Source organism: Pseudarthrobacter sp. AB1 (assembly GCF_014926485.1).
Classification (GTDB): domain Bacteria; phylum Actinomycetota; class Actinomycetes; order Actinomycetales; family Micrococcaceae; genus Arthrobacter.
The window spans coordinates 85,445-107,689 of the sequence record NZ_PZKO01000060.1 but is presented as its reverse complement, the minus strand read 5'-3'; the positions used below and the strand labels follow the sequence as shown (position 1 = coordinate 107,689).

General features: G+C 64.5%; 19 protein-coding genes. 4 read left to right on the top strand and 15 right to left on the bottom strand.

From position 1 onward, the window contains the following. From DAD99_RS17305 to DAD99_RS17280, 6 genes are all read right to left on the bottom strand, one after another. Positions 1-422, bottom strand: a 422-nt coding sequence (locus DAD99_RS17305) for a helix-turn-helix domain-containing protein (RefSeq protein ID WP_193341748.1), incomplete at its 3' end; no start/stop codon positions are given. A gap of 132 nt (positions 423-554) precedes the next feature. Beyond that, positions 555-1,529 (bottom strand): class 1b ribonucleoside-diphosphate reductase subunit beta, encoded by a 975-nt coding sequence (nrdF, locus tag DAD99_RS17300; protein WP_024368367.1) that lies wholly within the window; start codon positions 1,527-1,529, stop codon positions 555-557. Between the two features lie 91 nt (positions 1,530-1,620). Next, positions 1,621-3,741, bottom strand: coding sequence for a class 1b ribonucleoside-diphosphate reductase subunit alpha (nrdE, locus tag DAD99_RS17295; protein WP_193342498.1), 2,121 nt, complete (start codon positions 3,739-3,741; stop codon positions 1,621-1,623). A gap of 65 nt (positions 3,742-3,806) precedes the next feature. Beyond that, entirely contained in the window at positions 3,807-4,280 is a 474-nt protein-coding gene (nrdI, locus tag DAD99_RS17290) for a class Ib ribonucleoside-diphosphate reductase assembly flavoprotein NrdI (RefSeq protein WP_375372265.1), read from the bottom strand. Between the two features lie 56 nt (positions 4,281-4,336). Beyond that, the gene (nrdH, locus tag DAD99_RS17285; RefSeq protein ID WP_009356333.1) at positions 4,337-4,582 is read right to left on the bottom strand and encodes a glutaredoxin-like protein NrdH; all 246 of its coding nucleotides are present in this window, start codon (positions 4,580-4,582) and stop codon (positions 4,337-4,339) included. A 359-nt stretch (positions 4,583-4,941) separates the two neighbouring features. Next, on the bottom strand, positions 4,942-6,726 hold the full coding sequence (locus DAD99_RS17280; protein WP_375372266.1) for a long-chain-fatty-acid--CoA ligase: 1,785 nt from the start codon (positions 6,724-6,726) through the stop codon (positions 4,942-4,944). 140 nt (positions 6,727-6,866) lie between these two features. Between DAD99_RS17280 and DAD99_RS17275 the strand changes: the two genes are divergently transcribed. Next, entirely contained in the window at positions 6,867-8,336 is a 1,470-nt protein-coding gene (locus DAD99_RS17275) for an HNH endonuclease signature motif containing protein (RefSeq protein WP_193342494.1), read from the top strand. A gap of 25 nt (positions 8,337-8,361) precedes the next feature. On the opposite strand, the gene DAD99_RS17270 is transcribed toward DAD99_RS17275, so the two are convergent. Genes DAD99_RS17270 through DAD99_RS17260 form a run of 3 tightly spaced genes read right to left on the bottom strand, consistent with a single transcriptional unit; the run spans position 8,362 to position 11,836 of the window. Further along, complete coding sequence (locus DAD99_RS17270; RefSeq protein ID WP_193342493.1) at positions 8,362-9,735, bottom strand: class I SAM-dependent methyltransferase; 1,374 nt, start codon at positions 9,733-9,735, stop codon at positions 8,362-8,364. After that, positions 9,732-10,463, bottom strand: coding sequence for a DUF1365 domain-containing protein (locus tag DAD99_RS17265; RefSeq protein ID WP_193342492.1), 732 nt, complete (start codon positions 10,461-10,463; stop codon positions 9,732-9,734). Before DAD99_RS17265 ends, DAD99_RS17270 begins: the two co-directional genes overlap by 4 nt. After that, positions 10,460-11,836, bottom strand: coding sequence for an NAD(P)/FAD-dependent oxidoreductase (locus tag DAD99_RS17260; protein ID WP_193342491.1), 1,377 nt, complete (start codon positions 11,834-11,836; stop codon positions 10,460-10,462). Before DAD99_RS17260 ends, DAD99_RS17265 begins: the two co-directional genes overlap by 4 nt. Before the next feature lie 187 nt (positions 11,837-12,023). On the opposite strand from DAD99_RS17260, the gene DAD99_RS17255 reads away from it, so the two are divergent. From DAD99_RS17255 to DAD99_RS17245, 3 genes are all read left to right on the top strand, one after another. Beyond that, complete coding sequence (locus DAD99_RS17255) at positions 12,024-12,938, top strand: LysR family transcriptional regulator (RefSeq protein ID WP_193342490.1); 915 nt, start codon at positions 12,024-12,026, stop codon at positions 12,936-12,938. A gap of 89 nt (positions 12,939-13,027) precedes the next feature. After that, positions 13,028-14,923 (top strand): BCCT family transporter, encoded by a 1,896-nt coding sequence (locus DAD99_RS17250; RefSeq protein WP_193342489.1) that lies wholly within the window; start codon positions 13,028-13,030, stop codon positions 14,921-14,923. Positions 14,924-14,985: 62 nt separating this feature from the next. After that, complete coding sequence (locus DAD99_RS17245) at positions 14,986-15,492, top strand: DUF2004 domain-containing protein (protein ID WP_193342488.1); 507 nt, start codon at positions 14,986-14,988, stop codon at positions 15,490-15,492. Between the two features lie 131 nt (positions 15,493-15,623). Here DAD99_RS17245 and metE read toward each other — a convergent pair whose 3' ends face one another. From metE to DAD99_RS17220, 6 genes are all read right to left on the bottom strand, one after another. Then, positions 15,624-17,957: a 5-methyltetrahydropteroyltriglutamate--homocysteine S-methyltransferase gene (metE, locus tag DAD99_RS17240; protein ID WP_193342487.1), complete on the bottom strand. Its 2,334-nt coding sequence runs from the start codon at positions 17,955-17,957 to the stop codon at positions 15,624-15,626. 56 nt (positions 17,958-18,013) lie between these two features. After that, complete coding sequence (locus DAD99_RS17235; protein WP_185260742.1) at positions 18,014-18,979, bottom strand: methylenetetrahydrofolate reductase; 966 nt, start codon at positions 18,977-18,979, stop codon at positions 18,014-18,016. Between the two features lie 375 nt (positions 18,980-19,354). Then, positions 19,355-20,188 carry a tetratricopeptide repeat protein gene (locus DAD99_RS17230; RefSeq protein WP_227008164.1) on the bottom strand — a complete coding sequence of 278 codons (834 nt, stop codon included), beginning with the start codon at positions 20,186-20,188 and terminating at the stop codon, positions 19,355-19,357. Then, complete coding sequence (locus tag DAD99_RS21840) at positions 20,185-20,364, bottom strand: hypothetical protein (RefSeq protein ID WP_227008163.1); 180 nt, start codon at positions 20,362-20,364, stop codon at positions 20,185-20,187. The genes DAD99_RS17230 and DAD99_RS21840 overlap by 4 nt, the downstream gene beginning before the upstream one ends. Next, on the bottom strand, positions 20,348-21,211 hold the full coding sequence (locus DAD99_RS17225; protein WP_227008162.1) for a vWA domain-containing protein: 864 nt from the start codon (positions 21,209-21,211) through the stop codon (positions 20,348-20,350). The genes DAD99_RS21840 and DAD99_RS17225 overlap by 17 nt, the downstream gene beginning before the upstream one ends. Continuing rightward, a complete protein-coding gene (locus DAD99_RS17220; protein WP_193342486.1) occupies positions 21,208-22,221 on the bottom strand; it encodes a VWA domain-containing protein in 1,014 nt (337 codons plus the stop codon). Before DAD99_RS17220 ends, DAD99_RS17225 begins: the two co-directional genes overlap by 4 nt. Positions 22,222-22,245 lie beyond the last annotated feature (24 nt).

Sequence of the window (22,245 nt, the reverse complement as noted above, 5' to 3'; positions counted from 1 at the left end):
GGCTTGAGCTCGAACGCCTTCCAGATCCGCCCGATCGTTGACTTCGACAGTCCCGAGCGCTCGGCCATCTTCGCCCGTGACCAGTGCGTGGCGTTCTTCGGCGTCGATTCCAGCGTCGCAACCACGACATCCTCGACCTGATCACTGGTGATGCTGGCAGGTCGGCCGGGCCTGGGATCATCGACCAGCCCGTCCAGCCGGCGCTCCAGGAAGCGGCGCCGCCACTTCGCCACGGTATGCGCTTCGACTCCGCACCGGGCGCCCACCTCCACGTTGCTCAGGCCTTCGGCGCTGCCCAGCACGATCCTCGAGCGCGTGGCCAGCGACTGGGACGACTTAGCCCTCCGCGCCCACCGGGACAGCGTCTCCCGCTCTTCATCCGACAGTTCCAGAGGGGCCTTCGGCCGTCCAACGTTCGCCATACGCAATTCTACAATTACGAAGCGAATTTCAGGCGCAGGACACTAGCTTCCGATCTCACAGCAGCTCACAAACTCACCGAGGACCAACTAGGTTGTCCAAAGGACCAAATACGTTGTCCATCTACACTACTACTAAAAGTCCCAGTCGTCATCCTCAGTGTTGACGGCCTTGCCGATGACGTACGACGAACCGGACCCAGAGAAGAAGTCGTGGTTTTCGTCAGCATTCGGTGACAGGGCCGAGAGGATGGCCGGGTTCACGTCGGTGACGGAAGCCGGGAACATGGCCTCGTAGCCCAGGTTCATCAGTGCTTTGTTGGCGTTGTAGTGCAGGAACTTCTTGACGTCCTCGGCCAGGCCAACGGAATCGTAGAGGTCGTGGGTGTACTGGACTTCGTTCTCGTACAGCTCGAAGAGGAGCTCGAAAGTGTAGTCCTTGATCTCCTGCTTGCGCTCCTCGGAGAGACCTTCAAGGCCCTTCTGGAACTTGTAGCCGATGTAGTAGCCGTGCACGGCCTCGTCGCGGATGATCAGGCGGATCAGGTCAGCCGTGTTCGTCAGCTTGGCCCGTGAGGACCAGTACATCGGCAGGTAGAAGCCCGAGTAGAACAGGAAGGACTCCAGCAGCGTGGAGGCCACCTTGCGCTTCAGGGGATCGTCGCCCTGGTAGTAGTCCATGACGATCTGGGCCTTCTTCTGAAGGTTCACGTTCTCCGTGGACCAGCGGAATGCCTCGTCGATCTCCTTGGTGGAGGCCAGCGTGGAGAAGATCGAAGAGTAGCTCTTGGCGTGCACGGACTCCATGAACGCAATGTTCGTGTAGACGGCTTCCTCGTGCGGGGTGATCGCGTCCGGAATCAAAGAAACTGCGCCGACGGTGCCCTGGATCGTGTCCAGCAGGGTCAGGCCGGTGAACACGCGCATGGTGAGCTGCTGCTCGTCCGGAGTCAGCGTGGCCCACGACTGCACGTCGTTGGAGAGCGGGATCTTCTCGGGCAGCCAGAAGTTATTGACCAGACGGTTCCAGACGTCTACGTCCTTATCGTCCTGGATGCGGTTCCAGTTGATCGCTTCGACGTGGCTAAGCAGCTTGACCTTCTCGGTCATGTCATCCCCTAAAAGTTGGGTTGTTCTTTGAAGTTAAGCGTACGACGGCGGGCGGGCGCCCGCCGTCGTACAGTCAAGATTTAGTTGAAGATTAAAGCATGCAGCTGACGCAATTGTCCACCTCGGTTCCCTCCAGCGCGAGCTGGCGGAGACGGATGTAGTAGATGGTCTTGATGCCCTTCTTCCAGGCGTAGATCTGGGCCCGGTTGATGTCGCGCGTGGTGGCCGTGTCCTTGAAGAACAGCGTCAGGGACAGACCCTGGTCCACGTGCTGGGTGGCGGCGGCGTAGGTGTCGATGACCTTCTCGTAGCCGAGCTCGTACGCGTCCTGGTAGTACTCCAGGTTGTCGTTCGTCAGGTACGGCGCCGGGTAGTACACGCGGCCCAGCTTGCCTTCCTTGCGGATCTCAATCTTGGACGCCACCGGGTGGATCGAGGAGGTGGAGTTGTTGATGTAGGAGATCGAGCCCGTCGGCGGCACGGCCTGCAGGTTCTGGTTGTAGATGCCGTGCTCCATGACCGAAGCCTTCAGCGCGCGCCAGTCATCCTGGGTGGGGATGTGGATGTTCTTGAACAGCTCCGCAACCTTCTCGGTCTGCGGCACCCATTCCTGGTCCGTGTACTTGTCGAAGAACTCGCCCGAGGCGTACTTGGACTTCTCAAAGCCGCCGAAGGTCTGCCCGGTCTGGATGGACAGCAGGTTCGAGGCGCGGACCGCGTGGTACACCACCGAGTAGAAGTAGATGTTGGTGAAGTCCAGGCCCTCTTCGGAACCGTAGTGGACCCGCTCGCGGGCCAGGTAGCCGTGCAGGTTCATCTGGCCCAGGCCGATGGCGTGGGACTGGTCGTTACCGCGGGCGATGGACGGCACCGAGGTGATGTTGGACATGTCCGAGACTGCCGAGAGGGACCGGATGGCCGTCTCGATGGTCAGGCCGAAGTCCGGGCTGTCCATGGCTTTGGCGATGTTCAGCGAACCCAGGTTGCAGGAGATATCCTTGCCGGTCTGGTCGTAGGACAGGTCATCGTGGTACGTGGTGGGCTGGGAAACCTGGAGGATCTCCGAGCACAGGTTGGACATGATGATCTTGCCGTCGATCGGGTTTTCCCGGTTCACGGTGTCCTCGAACATGATGTACGGGTAGCCGGATTCGAACTGGATCTCGGCGAGGGTCTGGAAAAACTCGCGCGCCTTGATCTTGGTCTTCTTGATCCGGGAATCGTCCACCATCTCGTAGTACTTCTCGGTGACCGAGACGTCGGAGAACGGCATGCCGTAGACCCGTTCGACGTCGTACGGGGAGAACAGGTACATGTCCTCGTCCTTCTTGGCCAGCTCGAACGTGATGTCCGGGATGACAACGCCCAGCGAGAGGGTCTTGATGCGGATCTTCTCGTCCGCGTTCTCGCGCTTGGTGTCCAGGAAGCGGTAGATGTCCGGGTGGTGCGCGTGCAGGTACACGGCGCCGGCACCCTGGCGGGCACCCAGCTGGTTGGCGTAGGAGAAACTGTCCTCGAGGAGCTTCATCACTGGGATAACGCCGGAGGACTGGTTCTCGATCTGCTTGATCGGGGCGCCGACTTCGCGGATGTTGGTCAGCGCGAACGCCACACCGCCGCCGCGCTTGGACAGCTGCAGCGCCGAGTTGATGGACCGGCCGATCGACTCCATGTTGTCTTCGATGCGGAGCAGGAAGCAGGAGACCAGCTCGCCACGCTGGCGCTTGCCGGCGTTCAGGAAGGTGGGGGTAGCCGGCTGGAAGCGGCCTTCGATGATCTCGTCCACCATCTGCAGGGCGAGCTTCTCGTCACCGCGGGCCAGGTGCAGGGCCACCATGCAGACGCGGTCCTCGTAGCGCTCCAGGAATCGATTGCCGTCGAACGTCTTCAGCGTGTAGGACGTGTAGAACTTGAACGCGCCCAGGAAGGTTTCGAAGCGGAACTTCTTCTTGTACGCGCGGTTGTAGAGCTCGCGGATGAAGTTCATCGTGTACTGGTCAAGGGTTTCGCGCTCGTAGTACTGGTTCTTCACCAGGTAGTCGAGCTTCTCTTCCAGGTCATGGAAAAAGACGGTGTTGTTGTTCACGTGCTGGAGGAAGTACTGGTGCGCAGCCTCGCGGTCGGCCTCGAACTGGATCTCTCCGTGGGGGCCGTACAGGTTCAGCATGGCGTTGAGCTCGTGATAGCCCAGCCCCTTATAGGCGGCCGGCATCTCGGGCTTTTCGACGGCGGCACTCCGCTTTTCGGCAGCGGCGGTGCCCTGGCCTTCGGCCCTGGTTACTTCTGTGTCTGCGACAGTCGTGTCCAAAACGTGTCCAATCCATTGTGTACGCGGGCTACGTCTTCTGGCGTGCCCATAAGTTCAAATCTGTAAAGCCGGGGGACGTTGCATTTGGCGGCAATGATGTCCGCGGCCATGCAGTAGTTGTCCCCGAAGTTTGTGTTGCCTGCACCGATAACCCCACGGATCAGTTGCCTGTTCTGCGGGTCATTCAGAAAGCGGATCACCTGCTTGGGCACGGAGCCCTCTCCCCCGGTGCCCCCGTAGGTCGGCACTACCAGCACGTACGGCCGGGTGGCGAGAAGGGGTGCATCCTTTGCATGGAGCGGGATCCGTGCCAGCTCACGTCCGAGCTTCGCGACAAAGCGGCTGGTGTTCTCGGAGGTGGAGGAAAAGTAGATGAGCTGGCTCTGTGTGGTGTCGGGCGGCAACGGGGCCACCTGGGCCCTGGCTACTGCCAGTGCTGACACGGGAGTCACCTCATGTGTGCGAATTTAAGTTGCCGGCTGGCGAAAAGTGCAGGGCCTTAGGCCACGGAGGAAACAGCAGACAGTGCCAGTTCCTCGATCTTGTCCGGGCGGAAGCCTGACCAGTGGTCCTGGTCCGTGACTACGACAGGTGCCTGCATGTAGCCCAGCGCCTTCAGGCGCTCGAGGGCATCGGCGTCCTGGGAGATGTCAACGCTCTGGTAAGTTATGCCCTTTTTGTCCAGCGCGCGGTAGGTTGCGTTGCACTGTACACACGCAGGTTTGGTGTAAACCGTAACGGTCATTGTCCCTGTCCCCTTTATCGAAATCTTCGCTCGTCTTAGTCCTGCCCAAGCTGTACGTCGATACTACATGTAGTGCAGACGGCTCTTCGGAACCCCAAGATGATGTATTACAAGTATGTCATTTAATGCACTTTTAATCCACAGGCAAGCGCTTGCAAAATGTCCGGAATCCCGCCATTTTTGCGGACGAAATCCACACCCTGTGGAGTACTTAGCCACAATTAACCCCCAGCGTGTCGCATACGGGGCGGCGTGTCGCGCCCTGTGGCCGAGGGCGCGGAATGAGTCCCGGACCACTACATGTAGTGGCCCTCCGGCTAGAGAATGAGAGCAACGGCATACGGATGCTGTAGCTCTTTTCAACCCATCGCTGCGAGGCTGTCCCGGATCTCCCGGCGCAGGACTTTGCCGATGAGCGAACGCGGGAGGGAATCGAGCACCACCACCCGGCGGGGCACCTTGTAGGCAGTCAGCTGTTCCCGGGCATAGGCCAGGAGAGCGGCAGGATCGATGGTTGTCCCCGGGGTGGGGACCACTGCGGCTACCACGTCCTCGCCCCCGCCGGGCCGGGGCAACCCCACCACGGAGACTTCCGAAATGCCCGGGAAGGTGGCCATGACGTCCTCCACCTCACTGGGTGAAACGTTGAAGCCGCCGGTGATGATCAGTTCCTTGATCCTGTCCCGGATGGTGACGAAGTAGTCATCATCTACCGAAACGATGTCGCCGGTGCGGAACCAGCCGCCGTCGAGCAGTGAATCTTCGGTCTCCTCCGGCCGGTTCCAGTAGCCGGAAAACACCTGCGGGCCGCGGATCAGGAGTTCGCCCTCCTCCCCCGGGGCCCGGTCCAGGGCCACGTTCTTCGGATCCACCACCCGGATGTCTGTCAGCGGAAACGGCACACCCACGGTGCCGGGCTTCCTGCTCGGTCCGAAGGGGTTCCCAATGGCGATAGGGGAAGTTTCGGTCAGCCCGTAGCCTTCGATAAGGTAGCCACCCGTCGCTTTCTCCCAGGTCTCCACCGTCTCAGTGGGCAGGTTCATGGCTCCGGAGATGGAGAAGCGGATGCTTTCCAGTCCTATGCCGCGTTGCGCCGCCGCGGCCGCAATGCGGTCATAGATCGGCGGTACGGCAGGCAAAAACGTGGCGGGAGACTTCTTCAGCGCCTTCAACACGAGGTCAACGTCGAACTTGGGGAACAGAACCAGCTTCGCGCCGATGCTGAGGGCGAACGTCATGCACAGGGTGAGGCCATAAGCGTGGAACATCGGCAGCACCGCATAGACGGTCTCCTTACCCTCCTTCAGCCCGGGCACCCACGCACGGCCCTGCGCGGCATTGGCCTGCAGATTGGCGTGGGTGAGCATGGCGCCCTTAGGCAAGCCGGTGGTGCCGGACGTGTACTGGAGGACGGCAAAGTCCTGGGCACCGGGACGCGGATGTTTCTTCTTGAGCTCCCCAGCTTCGAGGAGCTGCCTCCATGGCAGCACCGGGCGCGGGCCGGGCGCGGGCCGGCCCTTGGGCTCGTCCTTGCCGACGGTGAGGGCAGCACGGGCCTTGCGGGCGGCAGGTACCGGAAGCCGCAGCGCCAGGCGCTGCGGCAGCGGCATCGCAGAGATGAGCTCCACCGAGACAATAGTGCGGAGCCCGACGTCGGCCGGCAGTTGGCGGACCCGCTCCACAGCCTTGTCCCAAACGATCGCGACGGCGGACTCATGGTCCTCGAACAGGTGCCGCAGTTCGCGGTCCGTGTAGAGCGGGTTGTGTTCGACCACCACGGCTCCGAGGCGCAGCACGGCATGGAAGGCGACCACGTGCTGCGGGCAGTTCGGCATCACGAGGGCCACCCTGTCGCCGGATTTGACACCCAGTTTCTTCAGGCCCGCGGCGGCCCGGTTGATCAGTCTTCCGAGCTCACGGTAGGTAGTGCCGGCGCCGAAAAACTCCAAAGCGGTCTTGGACCCGTAGCGGCGCACGGACGTGTCCATGAGGTCCACCAGCGAACCCTTCGGCAGCACCAGGTCCGCCGGGACACCTGGCCCGTAGGAGCTCGTCCACGGGCGCTCACTCCATGGCCGCCCGGTCCGCGCAGCTGCGCCCTGCCCCGTATCGCCGTCGGGAGCCTGCCGCGTGGTCTTCTTCATCATCAGTCCTTGCCGCCGGAATTTGCCGAGTGTGCGCGCTGACCTGCACGCCGCAAGAATCCTACCGGTGCGCAGACGGATGAGCGGGCCTTTAGTTGCGGTCTCGCTTGAATGTCAGACCCCCTCGTCATGATGGATACATGAGGAACCAGGCAGTGGCAAAGGCATATGCGGACATCACCGCGGCCGTTGCCATGCTCACCGGTGTCGTGAACGAACACGGTTCCGGTGGACTTTCAGCGGAGGGCGATCCGTTGCGTGGATTGTCCGAGGATTGCCTCGATATTCTGATCGGGGCTGCGGCAGTGGATGCACAGATGGCGGGCGTGAAGGCCGGGGCTGCCGTGAAGTACGCAGATATTGCCCGGGCGGTGGCTCCTCCGGATGCTTCGGTCCAGGCGCAGGAAATGGCAGTCACGGCGGAGGTTGGGTGTGCCCTGACTATCGGTGACCGGGCGGCCGGTTCGTTCCTGGGGGTCTCCCACGCCCTGACCAATACATTGCCGTTAACCATGGCCGCCCTGCAGTCCGGAACCATCTCCTGGCAGCACGCCCGGGTCATGGCCGACGAAGCCGCCACCCTTGACCAGGCCGGTGCCGCCGCGCTGGAGGCCCACTTCCTGGACCCGGACGCGCCGGGCTCGGCCAGTGGGTGTCCCGCCGGCGAAATGCCGGCATCCCGGTTCCGACACAAGGCCCGTACCTGGCGCGAACGCCACCACGCCGAGAGCATCGAGAAGCGCCACGCGAAAGGTGTCCTCGACCGTCGCGTCGAGTACGCACCGGACCATGACGGGATGGCCTGGCTCTCGGCTTACCTCCCCGCGGACCAGGCGGCCGCAATCTGGAACCGGACCACCGCCATCGCACGCGGTTTGCAGGGCCCCGACGAGCCCCGCACCCTCACCCAACTCCGCGCCGACGCCCTCGCCACCGCCCTCCTTGGCAACGGAAACCAGGGCAGCAACGGGAGCGCGGAAGGAAGTGACCCCGGGCAGGTTCCGCCGCCGCGGGCCGAAGTCCTGGTGACGGTCCCGGTGTTCTCCCTGCTCGGCGCCACCGATGAGCCAGCGATGCTGGACGGCTACGGCCCCATCCCGGCATCGATGGCCCGGGATCTCGTGGCGAACGGTGCCGGCTCGTTCCACCGGGTCCTGATTGACCCCCGGGACGGGGCTCCGCTGGAGATCGGGCGGTCCAGTTACCGGCTGAGCAAGGCCATGCAGCAGTGGTTGCGACTGCGGGACGGCAAGTGTCCCTTCCCGGGCTGCAGCAACAACTCACTGGACACCGAGGCCGACCATATCCTCGCCTGGGCCAAGGGCGGCACCACCGGGGTCTCCAATCTGGGACAGCCATGCCCCAAACACCACAAACTCGGGCACAACGGAGGCTGGCAACCCACACCAGCCACCAAAACCGAACCACCAGGCTGGATTACCCCCTCGGGCAGGCGCTATGCAAGCGAACATCAAGACTGGGAACCACCTCACTGGCCCAACCAACTCAAACCCCACGAAGCTCTCCCGGACGGCTACCCGGACCTTGTCCACACCGGACTTTCGCTAGGCGAAGAGGGATTGGAGAGGCTCTTCCACGCCCGGGCTTAATACCGGCCGACCGGCGGGACCGTTGCTACAGCTGCGCCTCCCGGCGGTCCAGGACAATCTGCTGCACGTCCAGGTAGCCGGACTGGAAACCTGCCCGTGAGTAGCAGAGGTAGAACAGCCACATCCGCTGGAACACTGCGTCAAAGCCGAGCCCACCGACTTCCGCCGAGCGCGCGAGGAACTGCTCCTCCCAGAGGCGGAGGGTCGCGGCGTAATGATCGCCCAGGCCCATCCGCTCCCGAACCCGCAATGTGGTGTGCTGCTGGGTCACGCTTTCGATGGCCCGCACGGACGGCAGGAAGCCGCCGGGGAAGATGTACTTGTGCACCCAGGTGTAGGCGTTGCGCGTGGCCAGCATGCGGCCGTGCGGCATGGTGATGGCCTGGATGGCCACCTTCCCACCCGGGGCCAGTACGCGGTCGATGGTCTGGAAGTAAATGGGCCAGTACTCATAACCAACGGCCTCGATCATCTCCACTGAGACAATGGCGTCAAACTCGCCTTCCACGGCCCGGTAGTCCTGCAGCGCCACGGTCACCCGGTCTGCGTAGCCGGCGGCGGCAATGCGTTCCTGCGCCAGCGCCCGCTGTTCACTGGAGAGCGTCACACTGTAGACGGTGGCACCGCGGGCTGCTGCCCTGAGGGCCAATTCACCCCAGCCGGTGCCGATCTCCAGCAGCCGCGTGCCCGATCCGACGCCGGCTTTGTCCAGCAGCCTGTCGATCTTGGCCTGTTGGGCCTCCGCCAATGCGTCCCACGGGACCGAATCCAGTGCACCGTCACTCAGCGGGAAAAGCGCCGAGGAGTAGCTCATGGTGGTGTCCAGGAAGTTGGAGAAGAGCTCGTTGGAGAGGTCGTAGTGCCGCGAGATGTTGCTGCGGGTGTTGTGTTCTTCATTGCGTTCCTGCCGCGGCGTCCGCGGCAGGTACAGCGTCCGCAGCGCCTGCAGCGGTGCGGGGATCAGCGTGTCCACGGACGCGGCGAACACCTCCAGCACTCCGGCCAGGTCTGATGCCTCCCAGTCCCCCGCCATAAACGACTCGCCGAGCCCGATCAGGCCGTTGTCCCCGATCCGCAGATTGAATGCTGCCGGCCTGACCATGGTCATCACCGGCGCGTCCGGGCCGCCGGTGCCCAGCACTGAACCGTCCGGGTAGGCAACGCGCAGAGGCAGCCGTCGTACGGCCGCCTTGAACAGCAGGCCGGCGGCTTTGCCCGCCACCAGCGCTTTAGTTCCCGACGGCGCGTGGGCAACACCGGGCCATACGTCAGGATCAATGGTGTCCGGCGACGCCGGTACCCCGCCAGCAGTCTGCCCTGTCACCAGGTGGCGTACGGCTGGCTTCGCGGCGGAAACCTCCGCAGTCGCGGCTGTTCCGTTTTCATCGGTCATGGTCATTGGACTGCCTCCTGTGAGGGGTGATGTGGTTTCTTGATGACTGGCAGGCGTCGCGCCCAGAGTTTGATGCCCTGAATACGGATCAGCGCCGATACCAGCAGCGGCGCGGCCGGGACTGCAACGGCCGCTGCCAGGATGTTCCTGACGGTGGCCGGGCGCCGGTCCCCGTCCATGGTCGCGGCGAACGGCCGCTGCCCCTCCCGCTCCAGGACGATGGAGACGGACAGCCGCTGCTCCGGCGCGGGCAGCTTCATCCTGTACCGCCCGTCAACGTCATTGAACGGTGAAACGTAGAAGGCCTTGGGCACGCTGGCCCGGCCGGAAGGATCCGTTTCCAGGAGGTAGCAGTGGCGTTCGCCGTAGGTGTTGTGGACCTCGGCGATGACGCACTGCAGCTCCCCGGACATCCGATAGCACCAGAAGAGCGTGAGCGGGTTGAAGACGTGCCCGAAGACCCTGGCACTGGTCAGCATCCGGATGGCCCCGCCGTCGGGCTCCATCCCCCGGGTCCGCAGGTATCGTTCCACGTTGCTGCGGATGGTGGCCCCGGGATCGCCCAGGTGGTCGGCGGCCCGGAAGACAGCCAGCGGCCGCATGAACCGGGGCAGAACGGGGAGCCGGTCCACGTCCACAAACCAGCTGTAGCTCCGGTACGTGAACGCGTTCTTCAGCGGACTCTGGCGCACGTGGGAAATGGACGTGCGGTAGATGGCTGCGGTTGAGCTCATGCTCCCTCCGAGGCAGAAAGCAGCTCAGGCTTGTGCGCCTTCATCCTGGGCGTATCCCAGGTGCGCCCCAGGCTCGCTGCGGCACGGACACCGGCCAGGGCGCCATCTTCATGGAAGCCCCAGCCCAAGTAGGCGCCGGCGTAGGCGATGCGGTCATCGCTAAGAGCCGCAATACGCTGCTGTGCCCGTAGTGATTCGGGCGTGTACTGGGGGTGTTCGTAGACCAAATGTTCCAGCACCCGGTCCTCCGCGATGAGCTCGGACTCCCCCAGGCTCACCAGGTACGGCTGGCCATCCGCCGGCCGCAGGCGCTGCAGCCGGGTGAGATCGTAGCTGACCAGCACCTTGTCCGGACGGGCTTCGCAGTCCGGGAGCCGGTAGTTCCAGGACGCCCTGGCATTGTCCGCGGCGGGCAGGACGGCCGGGTCCCGGTGGAAAACGGTGTTGTTGACGGAGTACGGCATCTGCCCGAGGGCCTCCTTTTCGGCCGGCGTGGCGTCCGCGAGGAAGCCCAGGGCCTGGGCCGGGTGCGTGGCAATGACCACTGCCTCGAAATCTTCAAGTCCCTGCTCGGTGGTCAGTTCCACGCCGAGCGCGTGGCGCCGGATGCCGGTGACAGGACTGTTAAGCCGGATATCCGGCAACGTGGCGGCCAGCTTCTCCACGTACTGCCCCGAACCGCCGGTAACCGTCCGCCACTGCGGCGAACCCTTGACGCCCAGCATGCCGTGGTGTCCCAGGAAGGTGAAAAGGTACCGCGCCGGGTAGGACAGCGCTGTGGTGGGATCGCACGACCAGACCGCACTGACCACCGGCGTCATGAAATGCGAGATGAAGTACTTGCTGAAGCGTTCCTTTGCCAGGAATTCACCGAGGGTGGGCTCCGCGCCGCCCGCACCAGGACCGGCGTCGGACGTTGGGGCCGCCTCAATCAGCGCCCGGGCCCTGCGGTAGAAGCGCATGACCTCCAGCAGCATCAGCAGGTAGCGCCCGCGCAGGAGACTGGACGGGCGCGCGATGATCCCGCGGCCGCCCCCACGGGCCCCGGCGTACTCCAGACCGCAGCCGTCACAGCGGACGGACATGCTCATTTCCGAGTCCTGCGTCTCTACGCCCAGCTCCGCGAACAGCCGCAGCAGGGTGGGATAGGTCCGCTCGTTGTGGACGATGAAGCCGGTATCGATGCCGAGGGTGGATCCATCCGGCTGCGGAACGTTATGGGTGTGGGCGTGGCCGCCCAGCCTGCTGTCCGCCTCAAAGAGGGTGACGTTGTCGTGACGGTTCAGGACATACGCGGACGTCAGGCCCGCCACTCCACTGCCCACAACGGCAATGCGCCGTCCCTGCGGCTTGAAGGTCGAGTTCCCTGCCAAAAACACTGTTCTGCTCCCCTGCTCGGACTTCGTGGTGCACTTGCTCGGTGCAAACTCTCTAGGGGCAGTTCGACGCCGTGGGGCCGGTGGATGACTGAGTTTGAAGTTATTCTTTGTGCCAGAATAAAGCGGGCCTTCCAGAACCGGTACCACACGGTGCTCAGGCGGCCCCGACCGAAGGACTGCCTTGGTAAATCCCGTTCATCTGAAGACTCTCCTCGAAGTTACCCGGCTGGGCTCGTTTGCGGCCGCAGCGGCACGCCTGGGATACACGGCGTCTGCGGTGTCGCAACAGATGTCCGCCCTGGAACGCGAGACGGGTGTGGTCCTGTTCCAGCGTTCGGCCCGCAGCGTGGTCCCCACCGAAGCCGCGGTGGTGATGACCCGGCACGCCGCGAAGGTCCTGACGGACATCGAAGCCCTGATGGCGGCAGCCTCGAAGACACACAGCAGCTCCAGCCAGGAGCTGCGGCTGGGAATCTTTCCCAGCCTGGCCACCTACGTCCTCCCCCGCATCTTGAAGAATCCGGCGTGGAAAGACCTGGGCATCGACCTCAAGGTGTCCGTGGCCGAGCCGGCCCAGACCATCCAGGGACTGCGCACCGGCGGGGAGCTGGATGTGGCGTTGGTCTTCCAGGTGGGCCAGTCGGGGCTCGCCTGGCCGCACACTATCAACCGGCAGTGGATCGGCGACGACAACTTCCGCGTGGTGCTGCCCGCGGCCTGGGGGTTCCGCACGGACGCCAAGGTAGCGGCGGACCATTTGTCCGAACTGCCCTGGATCATGCACCACCCCGGGAGCCCCGATGCCGTGGTGATCGAACGGCTCTTTGCCGGCTGCAACCTGTATCCGCGCGTGGCGGCCCACAGCGACGATTTCCATGCCAGCCTCGAAATGGCGGCCGCCGGACTGGGCGCCGCACTGGTGCCCGAGCTCGCATTGCGGCACCGGCCGGCCGGCGTTGTGGTGCTGGACGTTCCCGAAATCCGGCTGGCCCGGAACGTGTTTGCCCTGCTCATCAACGAGAAGAAGACCGCCCGGGTGCAGCTGTTTGTGGACCTGCTCGCCGATACCATGAACCAGGCCCCTGCCCGAGGTTAGTGTCCCGGTTATCGGTTCCAGCCGGCCCGCAGCCAGGCAACTGAAGCTTCAGGTCGGCGCAGGATGACCCCGGGGGTTAGCCTAGAAGGATGTCTGAAACCCCAAAACCACGAATAGTTGAGCGCTGGGTCTTCTGGCCCGCCGCAGTGCTGGTGACCGTTTTCGCGTCATTTGCGCTGTTGGCTCCAAAGGCCGCGGAGGCGATGTTCAGCACCATCCAGTCGAACATCGTTAACTCCTTCAACTGGTACTACGTCCTCATCACCAGCTTCTTCGTTGTCTTCAGCCTGTTCCTGGGCTTCAGCCGCTTTGGTGATATCAAGCTCGGGCACGACGACGACGAACCTGAATTCTCGCTGATGGCGTGGTTCGCATTGCTGTTCGCCGCCGGCATGGGAATCGGCCTGGTGTTCTACGGTGTCACCGAGCCGCTGAGCCACTACGCGAATCCTCGCCCCGGCGTGAGCGGGACGCCGTCGGAGCTTGCGCAGCAGGCCCTCAGCCAGACGTTCCTGCACTGGGGTGTGCATGCCTGGTCCATCTATGTGGTGATCGGCCTCGCCCTGGCCTACGCCATCCACCGGCGTAAGCGCCCGGTCTCGATCCGCTGGGCCCTTGAGCCGCTCCTGGGTAAACGCGTCCAGGGCGCCTGGGGCAACGTCATTGACGTCGTCGCATTGGTCGGCACCCTCTTCGGTGTGGCGACCTCGCTGGGCCTCGGGGTGCTGCAGATCAGTGCCGGGCTGGAAAGCATCAACCTGATACCGGCGACCCGCGGGTCAGAAATCGTTATTATCATCATCATTTCCTTCTTTGTGCTGCTCTCTGTCCTCTCCGGACTGACCAAGGGCATGAAGTGGCTTTCCAGCATCAACCTTGTGCTGGCCGGCCTGCTGGTCGTCTACCTGTTGTTCTTCGGTCCGTCGACGTTCCTGCTGCGCGAATTTGTGCAGTCGATCGGCGCCTACGTCCAGAACTTCGCGGCCCTGTCCTTTAACGTCAACGCCTTCTCCGGCGAAGCCGGTGCCTCCTGGCAGGCCTCCTGGACCTCCTTCTACTGGGGCTGGTGGATCTCGTGGGCCCCCTTCGTTGGAATCTTCATTGCCCGTATTTCGCGGGGCCGGACCGTCCGCCAGTTCGTGGCCGGCGTCATCCTGGTACCAACCGTCATCGGTATGCTCTGGTTCAGCGTCCTCGGCGGCACGGCCCTTGCCGTTGAGTTAAGCGGCAGCGGAACCCTGATCGGCGCCGACGGCAGCGTTAGTGCTTCCAGCGCCCTGTTCAGCATGCTCTCCTACGTTCCGGGTACCCCGGTCCTGACTGTCGGCGTTATCCTGCTGATCGCCATTTTCTTCATCACGTCCTCAGACTCAGGCGCGCTCGTGATGGGCATGATCGCCACTGGCGGGCAGGTGAATCCCAAGAAGCGTATCCGTACCTTTTTTGTCCTCATCACGGCAGTCCTGGCCATCTCGCTGCTGATCTCCGGAGGCCTCGTGGCGCTCCAGACGGCGGCGATCATCATTGCCCTGCCGTTCAGTGTGGTTATGCTGCTGATCTGCTGGTCCACCTACATCGCCTTCAGCCGGGAACGCCGGGCCTACGAGCGTGCACGCCGTGCGCAACTTGTGGACCACATCGGTGACTTCTACGGCCTGGAGGTTGAAGAGCTCGCCGAGCACGGCATCCTTGGCAACAGCCCGCGCTGGATGCAGATGCTGCGCCGCCGCAACGCACCCACCGGGGCCGCAGTGCCTGAGGAGATCCTGCCGAGCCCCGAACCCTCCACCGCAGCGGTGGATACCATCATGGCGGCGGAACCGGAACCGCGGCACGCCTCGGAGCATGCACTGCAGGTCGAGAACGCCGAGCCTGACGGCGTCCTGATCTCGGACGTTGACAACGTAGTGGATCACGATCCGTCGGCGATCCGCGATGTCAAGGACGTCCCGAACCGGGGCGACCAGGAACCTTCCCGCTGGTAGGCCAGGGTTGAAAGACCGGGTCAACGCTGGAATGGACTGCAAGAGAGGACTATGTTGAAGATATGAACAGGGTAGCGAGCCGGCACTTTGGCGAATTCGAACTCAACCACGGCCGGGATCACAACGTCGCCGCCAAGCACGAACTCGGCGGCCATACGCTGGAACTCGACCTCAACATCAACGCGCACGACCATTTTGACGAAGCGGCCATGCACAAAGTGGACTACCGGTTGCGGTTCCTTCCCGAACTTGTGGACGAGGTCCGGCAGATGATCGCCGACGAGCTGGAGCAGGAAGGCACCAGCCCGCAGGAATACCTTCACTTCCACTGCAGCGCGCTGAAGGACGAACACCTGCAGAAAGTCTTTGGCGTTGAAGAGCGCAGCCAGCTCACCAATGATGTGTTCCTCAAGGCCCTCAAGCTCGGCCACGTGGGCATCTTCCCCGGCCAGCCGGAGCGCTACTTTGTCATGGACTTCACCTTGGGCGCCCACTTCACGGACGAGGTGCTGGTGGTAGCCGCTGACGAAGACGGCGTGGTGGACGACGAAATCCTCTGGGAGTCCTGAACACCCTTAACGCACGACGGCGGCCGGTCACTTTTTGCTGACCGGCCGCCCGTTCGCTCGCTTCTCAAGGGCCAGCGCGGCAGGCCGCACTAGCCCTTGAGCCTCTGCGAGCTCTCTTAGTGAGACCGTTGTTACTTGGCGGACTGCAACAGGCTGGCGCGGACCGTCTTGGTGGCCTTGACCAGGTTGCGCAGGGACTCTTCGGTCTCGGCGTAGCCGCGGGTCTTCAGGCCGCAGTCCGGGTTGACCCAGAGCTGGCGGGACGGGACGTGCTTGACGGCGGTCGCCAGGAGCTCGGTGACCTCTGCTTCGCCTGGAACACGCGGCGAGTGGATGTCGTAGACGCCCGGACCAACGCCGCGGCCGAAGCCGTGGGACTCGAGGTCGTGGACAACCTCCATGCGGGACCGTGCCGCTTCGATGGAGGTGACGTCTGCATCGAGGCCGTCGATGGCGTCGATGATCACGCCGAACTCCGAGTAGCAGAGGTGGGTGTGGATCTGCGTGGCGTCAGCGGCACCGGCGGTGGCCAGGCGGAAGGAATCCACTGACCACTTCAGGTAGGCGGCGTGATCGGCCTTGCGCAGCGGCAGGAGTTCGCGAAGAGCGGGCTCATCCACCTGGATGACCTTGATGCCGGCAGCCTCGAGGTCCGCGATTTCGTCGCGCAAGGCCAGGCCAACCTGGTTGGCGGTCTCGCCGAGGGGCTGGTCATCGCGCACGAAAGACCAGGCCAGGATGGTGACCGGACCCGTGAGCATGCCCTTCATGGGCTTGCTGGTCAGCGACTGGGCGTACTCGGCCCAGGCCACCGTGATGGGGGCGCTGCGGGTGACGTCGCCCCAGAGGATGGACGGACGTGTGCAGCGTGAGCCGTAGGACTGGACCCAGCCGTGGACCGTCACATCGAAGCCTTCGAGGTTCTCGGCGAAGTACTGGACCATGTCATTGCGCTCGGGCTCGCCGTGCACCAGGACGTCGTAGCCAAGCTCTTCCTGCAGCTCAACGACGCGCTTGATCTCGTCCTTCATGAGCTGCCCGTACTGCTCGTTGGTGAGGTCGCCCTTGTTGTTACGGGCACGCGCCGAACGGATCTCGGACGTTTGCGGGAAGGAGCCGATGGTGGTGGTGGGCAGCGGCGGGAGGTGCAGGGCCTCTTCCTGGGCGGTTTCGCGGACCGTGTAAGCGGAGCGGCTGAAGTCCGCTGCGGTCAGTGCCTCGATGCGGGCCCGGACCTCGTCGCGGCGGACACCTTCGGCGATGGCGCGGGCCGCGATGACAGCGGACGCCTCGTCGATGGCTGCCTGTGCGGAGGCCGGGTCGGCCAGGTAGGACGCGAGCGTCTTAACCTCTACGGCCTTCTGGTCGGCAAACGCGAGCCAGCTGCGCAGCTCTTCGGAGAGCTGGCCCTCTTCGGCGACGTCGTGCGGGACGTGCTGGGTGGAAGTGGAGGTGCTGACAGTGATACGGCCGGCGGCAGCCGTCAGTTCATCCAGCTTGGCGGCAGCGACTGCGAGGTCGTTGCGCCAGATGTTGTGGCCGTCCACGACGCCGGCAACCAGGGTCTTGTTGCCAACACCGGCCAGCGCAGCTGCGGACGGGACTGCACCCTTGAAGACGTCAATGTGCAGCGCGTCGATGTTCGTGGCCGCAAGTGTGCCCAGCTGGCCGTCGAGGGCACCGTAAGGGGTGGAGACGAGGATCTGGGGGCGCTTGGCTGACGCGGAGAGAACCTCGTAGGTGCGGGCAACGGCTGCTTCGATTTCTGCGGCCGGGGTGTCCTGGTCAACCACCAGTGCGGGCTCGTCCAGCTGAATCCAGCTGGCGCCTGCGGCGGCGAGCTTCCCGAGCAGCTGCACGTAAACCGGCAGGACGTCCTCGAGGCGGGACAGCGGAGCGAAGCCGGCGGGGGCCTCGTCCGAAGCCTTGGAAAGCAGCAGGTACGTGACCGGGCCGACGATGTACGGGCGGGTCTCGATGCCGTTGGCCAAGGCGAACTCGAATTCCTCAACAATGCGGTTGGAGGCCAGGGTGAATTCGGTCTCCGGGCCGATCTCCGGAACGAGGTAGTGATAGTTCGTGTCGAACCACTTGGTCATTTCCAGTGGCTGCTGGTCTTTGGTGCCACGGGCCAGGGTGAAGTAGCCGTCGATGTCGAGCTGGCCTTCGGCGTTGAGGAGCTTGCCGAAGCGGGCCGGGACAGCGCCGAGGTGGGCGGTGGCGTCCAGGACCTGGTCGTAGTAGGAGAAGGTGCCCGGAACGGCGGCGGCTTCGGTGAGGCCCAGTTCCTGCAGGCGCTTGGCGATGGTCAGCTGGATGCCCTTGGCGGCAGCGTCCAGTGCAGCGGCGTCGATTTTGCCGGCCCAGTAGGCTTCGATGGCCTTCTTGAGCTCGCGGCGGCGGCCGATGCGCGGGTAGCCGAGGAGTGACGCGGCCGGAAACGGGGTGGCAGTCTGTTCAGTCATGGGAGATTCCTTGAGTGTCAGTGGAAACTGTGAATGGTCTGGCGGATGTTGGAAGGTCAGCTGGCGAGCTGGCGCCGGAGGGTGGCGCTGCGACGGCCAACTGAACGGGACTGGCGCGGGAGTGCCAGTTTGTCCAGCACCTCCAACGCGCTCTGATGTTCGTTGAACGTGTAGATGTGGATACCGGGCGCGCCGGCCTCGAGGGCCGCGTTGGCCAGGTCCACCGTGGCCCGGACACCGATCCGGAGGCGTTCGGAATCAGTGTCCGCGGCTGCCAGCCGGGCCAGGAGTTCCGGGTCCGGCTCAACACCTGTCAGTTCCCCGAGCCGTGTGACCCGGCGCAGGCTGGTGAACGGCATAACGCCCGGGATGATGGGGATGGTAACCCCTGCCCGCCGTGCGCGGCTGATGAGGTTCGCGTACTGCTCGGTGTGGAAGAAGACCTGGGTGATGGCAAAGTCGGCGCCGGAGCGCTGCTTGGCGAGCAGCACCTCGACGTCGTGGGCTTCACTGGGTGATTCCGGGTGCCGGGTGGGGTAGGCGGCGACGCCCACGGCGATCTTGCCTGCACACAGCAGGGCCGACCGACGCTGTTCAACCCGCCGGATGAGTTCGATCAGGTCCTGCGCATACCGCAGAGAACCTGCGGCAAGCGGCGCACCGTCCTTGGGCTGGTCGCCCCGGAGGGCCAGGATGCCCCGGACCCCTGTGTCCAGGAGGTCGCCGATGATTTCGGCCAGTTCCTCCGGCGTGTTGCCAACGCAGGTGAGGTGGGCCAGCGGTCGGAGCGTGGTTTCCAGCAGGAGCCGGTTGATGAGTTCGACCGCGGTGTCCCGGTTCGAGCCACTGGCACCATACGTGACGGAGACGTAGTCCGGTTCGGTGGTTTCCAGTTCCCGGATGGTGGTCCAGAGCGACTCGGCCGCAGCCGGCGAGCGGGGCGGGAACAGCTCGTACGAGAGCGCCACGGGAGCGGTCTCGGAGAGATTCGGATGCGTTTCGATAAGGCTTGGCGGTGACATTTGCGTCCTTGGCTTTGGGCCATTGCCGGATACCGGTCAGCAATTGTGACGGTGGTGCCGGGAATGAATTTGAGTTTGGGAACACGAAAAACTCCACAGGGACGCAGCCGCGACTGTTACGCCTGTAATGAAGTTGTCCGTGAGCAAATGTCAGGCCCACATGGGGGCACCCACACCCTCCACAATCGGAGGATCGCTGACACGTTACCTCGGTAACTTGTATAGAACTCTAGGAGCCGGCGGGTCTCCCTTCAAGTCGGCCGCCGAATTAAGACGCAGTTTTACGGCGTATTTCGTTCTGGCGCAGAATTTTGTTCGCTGGTTTGGTCAGAGAATTCACCGGGGCATACTGCGGAGCCCGGCTGCTTTGGCCTGCTACCAGGGCCGGCCGACGCCCGGTCCGAAGTCATCGTCCCGGAGGTACTCGTCCCGCTCCTGCCCGGAGTTCCGCTCGCTTTGGGCTTTCTTGGCACTGTCCCGGAGCTGCTCAAGCTGGCTCTGCTGGCCCGGATCCGCGGGAACCTCGTCCTGCCCAGGCTGTTCCGACGGTTGCGGACTGGCCTTATCGGCCGCCGCTGCATCGGCCTTTTGCTGCAGCCGTTCCGCCGCCTGATGCAGCTTCTCCCCTGCGCCGTTCTCCGGGCCGGCTTCCTTGCCCGCTTCTCCGGCAGTTTCGAAGCAACCCTCCGGCGCAGCCTCCACCACGGCAACACCTTCGGCGAAGAGCCGGGCCGCCGCCGTCGGATCTCCCGCTTTGGCCTGGGCGTCACCGAGGCGTTCGATGGTAAGCGCCAGGTTGACCCGGACGACGCACTCGTCGGCCGTGCCCGCCAGGGACAGTGCCTCCTCGAAGCGTTGGCGGGCGGCAGCGAAGTCGCCCGCGAGGAACAGCCCATCACCCTCGGTGAACGGCGCCTTGTGCAGTTCAACGAAGTTGACGATCCGCAGTCCGGCCGCCGCTTCCGCCACGGCGCCGGCGTCTCCGGCCGCGAAAGACCGGGCAGCAGTGTCGGCGAGAATGCCCACACTGATCACTTTGGCCGACAGGCAGAGGACCAGGAGCGCGGGCAGTGCCGACCACCACAACAGCCGACGGCGGCGCTCCAGCCGGTCCCGGGATTTCACCGGAGCTGCCCGTCTTGGCGATGCGGGCTCGCGTGCGAGCGACGTCGGTAAGGGCCGTGCCGGTGTGGGCGCTGGACGCATCATGTTCGGACTCCCTGTACCGGCCGGAGCTGCCGCCACTGGCTCAGCACCAGAAAACTCTCTCGGAGGGCCAGCAGGAACGCGCCGGCGTCCAGGAGCCAGTGCAGCTCAGTCCGGCCGGCAACGTCACCATCCGCCGCTGCCCGTGCGAGGTCCCCGGGATCAGCGGCCTGCATCATCGGCGCCACCGGATCTCCGGCCGAACGGTGGACGTAGGGAATCCCCAGCTGACCGGAGATCCCCTGCAGCCGGATCTCGTCGATGACCGACAACGCATCCCCGCCCATTCCGGACGACCGGTCCTGGATGTAGCCGGCAGCCACGTCCTGCCCCGGACCCTGCCCCGTGTTTTCCTTCATCCGCCCACCCCCCCGCCGTGCCATAGCCGAGCACCGCACCGCCGTCCACCAGGCCGCCGCCGACCTGAAGAGGTTCCGGTGCCTGGGCGCTGGTCTGTTCACCGTCGCCCAGGTAGTAGATCAGCCGTGGCCGTTCGGGATGGCTGTCGCGGGCGGCGCGCAGCCGTTCCGCCAGCAAGGTTCCGGCAGCCGTGACGCTGCTGCCTTTGGAGAATGCGGTGACCTGGGGCTCCAGGACGGACACGCTGGTGTCCAGGGCGGTGGTATCGGTAGTCAGGGGCATCCGGACCACGGCGTTGCTGTCGAAGGTCAGGAGCGAAAAGCGGGCTCCGGCCAGTTCACTTGCGATGGCCATGATGTCCTGCCGCATCCCTTCCAGCCGGGGTGAACCGTCGCCGTAGTCTTCGGCTGCGATGCTGCTGCTGGTGTCCACCACAAAGAAGACGTTGACGTCCGCCGTCGCGGCTTGGGAACTTCCACCGGGAACACCCGGCCGGAGCGCCGCCGAAAGGAGCAGCAGCACCAGGGTGCCCCTGAACAGCCAGTCGCGGCGTGTACCGGCAGAGCGCGCCCGCGAAGCCTGGACCAGTCGCCAGACCAGAAACAGCACGGTCGCGGCGATGAGCGGGGCCATAACCCACCAGGGCAGGATCGGTTGCAGTGTCATGGCCGCAACCTCCACGATGCGCCGGCCAGCACCAGGCCGGACAGGACCGCCAGGGTGAGCGGCAGCTCGGGCCGGTCCGAGACCACTGCCTGGGGTGCGCCTTTCATGGCAGTGGCTTCGGTTTCCTGCACGGACCGGACGATGTCCGCCACGGCTTCCTGGCTGTCCAGCCGGTAGTACGCTCCGCCGCTGGTTTCTGCCACCGCGCGCAGCCTGGCTCCGGGCTGGCCTGGGCCGGGTCCATAGTCGAAGTCGCCGGGGTTCAGGGCATACACGGGCACGACGCGCTTCTTGGCCAGGGCGGCCGCCTGCTCGAGAGTGAAGATGGGATCGCCGGACAGGTAATTGTCCGTTGCCAGGACGATGGACCGCGAGCGCCGCCTGCCTGCATCTGCTTCCCCCGCCTCAGCGGCGTGTGTGTCCGGGAATCCGTTGACGCAGGACGCCAGGCCGTCGCCGATCAGTGACGATCCGCGGCCGTTCCAGGTGCCGTCCAGGAAGCCGGCGCTGCCGGGGTTACCCTCGAAGGCGTCCTTGGCCAGCGTCAGCTGCTCCTGGACATATGCGTAGTCGTCGGTCAGTGGGAAGACCTGGACGGCGCTGCTGTCGAAAACCGTGAGGCCGATCCGTTCACCATCGAACTCCTTCGTCAGGTGGGCAAACACCTGCACCACAGCCGAGTCGGCGCTGCTCATCGAGCCCGACGTGTCCAGGCAGAGCATGATGTCCCGGTTGCGCTGCTCCGGCGCGATGGTGGTCAGCTCCACCGGGCGCGCTGCCGCTGCGACCGCGGAGACCACCAGGGTTATGGCCGCGAGGGTGGCCACCGCCAGCCAGCGGCGGTGCCGGCGGAGGGCGGCCTGGTATTCGGGCAGGGCGGTGAGGCGGTCCGCATTGGCGACTGGCCGCCGTCGTGCGTTGGCTTGGCGGTCCGGGCGGAGGGCGCGCCATCCGGCCAGGCCCGCGATGACCAGTGCCGCCGGGATCAGCCACCAGAACATCAGTTCCATTGCCACACCGCCTGGCGGGCAGTC

Excerpts from the sequence above, each read along its gene's own strand:
- nrdF (WP_024368367.1), bottom strand. The coding sequence starts at position 1,529 with ATGACCGAGAAGGTCAAGCTGCTTAGCCACGTCGAAGCGATCAACTGG.
- nrdE (WP_193342498.1), bottom strand. The coding sequence starts at position 3,741 with ATGCCGGCCGCCTATAAGGGGCTGGGCTATCACGAGCTCAACGCCATG.
- nrdH (WP_009356333.1), bottom strand. The coding sequence starts at position 4,582 with ATGACCGTTACGGTTTACACCAAACCTGCGTGTGTACAGTGCAACGCA.
- DAD99_RS17280 (WP_375372266.1), bottom strand. The coding sequence starts at position 6,726 with ATGAAGAAGACCACGCGGCAGGCTCCCGACGGCGATACGGGGCAGGGC.
- DAD99_RS17275 (WP_193342494.1), top strand. The coding sequence starts at position 6,867 with ATGAGGAACCAGGCAGTGGCAAAGGCATATGCGGACATCACCGCGGCC.
- DAD99_RS17270 (WP_193342493.1), bottom strand. The coding sequence starts at position 9,735 with ATGACCATGACCGATGAAAACGGAACAGCCGCGACTGCGGAGGTTTCC.
- DAD99_RS17265 (WP_193342492.1), bottom strand. The coding sequence starts at position 10,463 with ATGAGCTCAACCGCAGCCATCTACCGCACGTCCATTTCCCACGTGCGC.
- DAD99_RS17250 (WP_193342489.1), top strand. The coding sequence starts at position 13,028 with ATGTCTGAAACCCCAAAACCACGAATAGTTGAGCGCTGGGTCTTCTGG.
- DAD99_RS17245 (WP_193342488.1), top strand. The coding sequence starts at position 14,986 with ATGAACAGGGTAGCGAGCCGGCACTTTGGCGAATTCGAACTCAACCAC.
- metE (WP_193342487.1), bottom strand. The coding sequence starts at position 17,957 with ATGACTGAACAGACTGCCACCCCGTTTCCGGCCGCGTCACTCCTCGGC.
- DAD99_RS17235 (WP_185260742.1), bottom strand. The coding sequence starts at position 18,979 with ATGTCACCGCCAAGCCTTATCGAAACGCATCCGAATCTCTCCGAGACC.
- DAD99_RS17230 (WP_227008164.1), bottom strand. The coding sequence starts at position 20,188 with ATGATGCGTCCAGCGCCCACACCGGCACGGCCCTTACCGACGTCGCTC.
- DAD99_RS21840 (WP_227008163.1), bottom strand. The coding sequence starts at position 20,364 with ATGATGCAGGCCGCTGATCCCGGGGACCTCGCACGGGCAGCGGCGGAT.
- DAD99_RS17225 (WP_227008162.1), bottom strand. The coding sequence starts at position 21,211 with ATGACACTGCAACCGATCCTGCCCTGGTGGGTTATGGCCCCGCTCATC.
- DAD99_RS17220 (WP_193342486.1), bottom strand. The coding sequence starts at position 22,221 with ATGGAACTGATGTTCTGGTGGCTGATCCCGGCGGCACTGGTCATCGCG.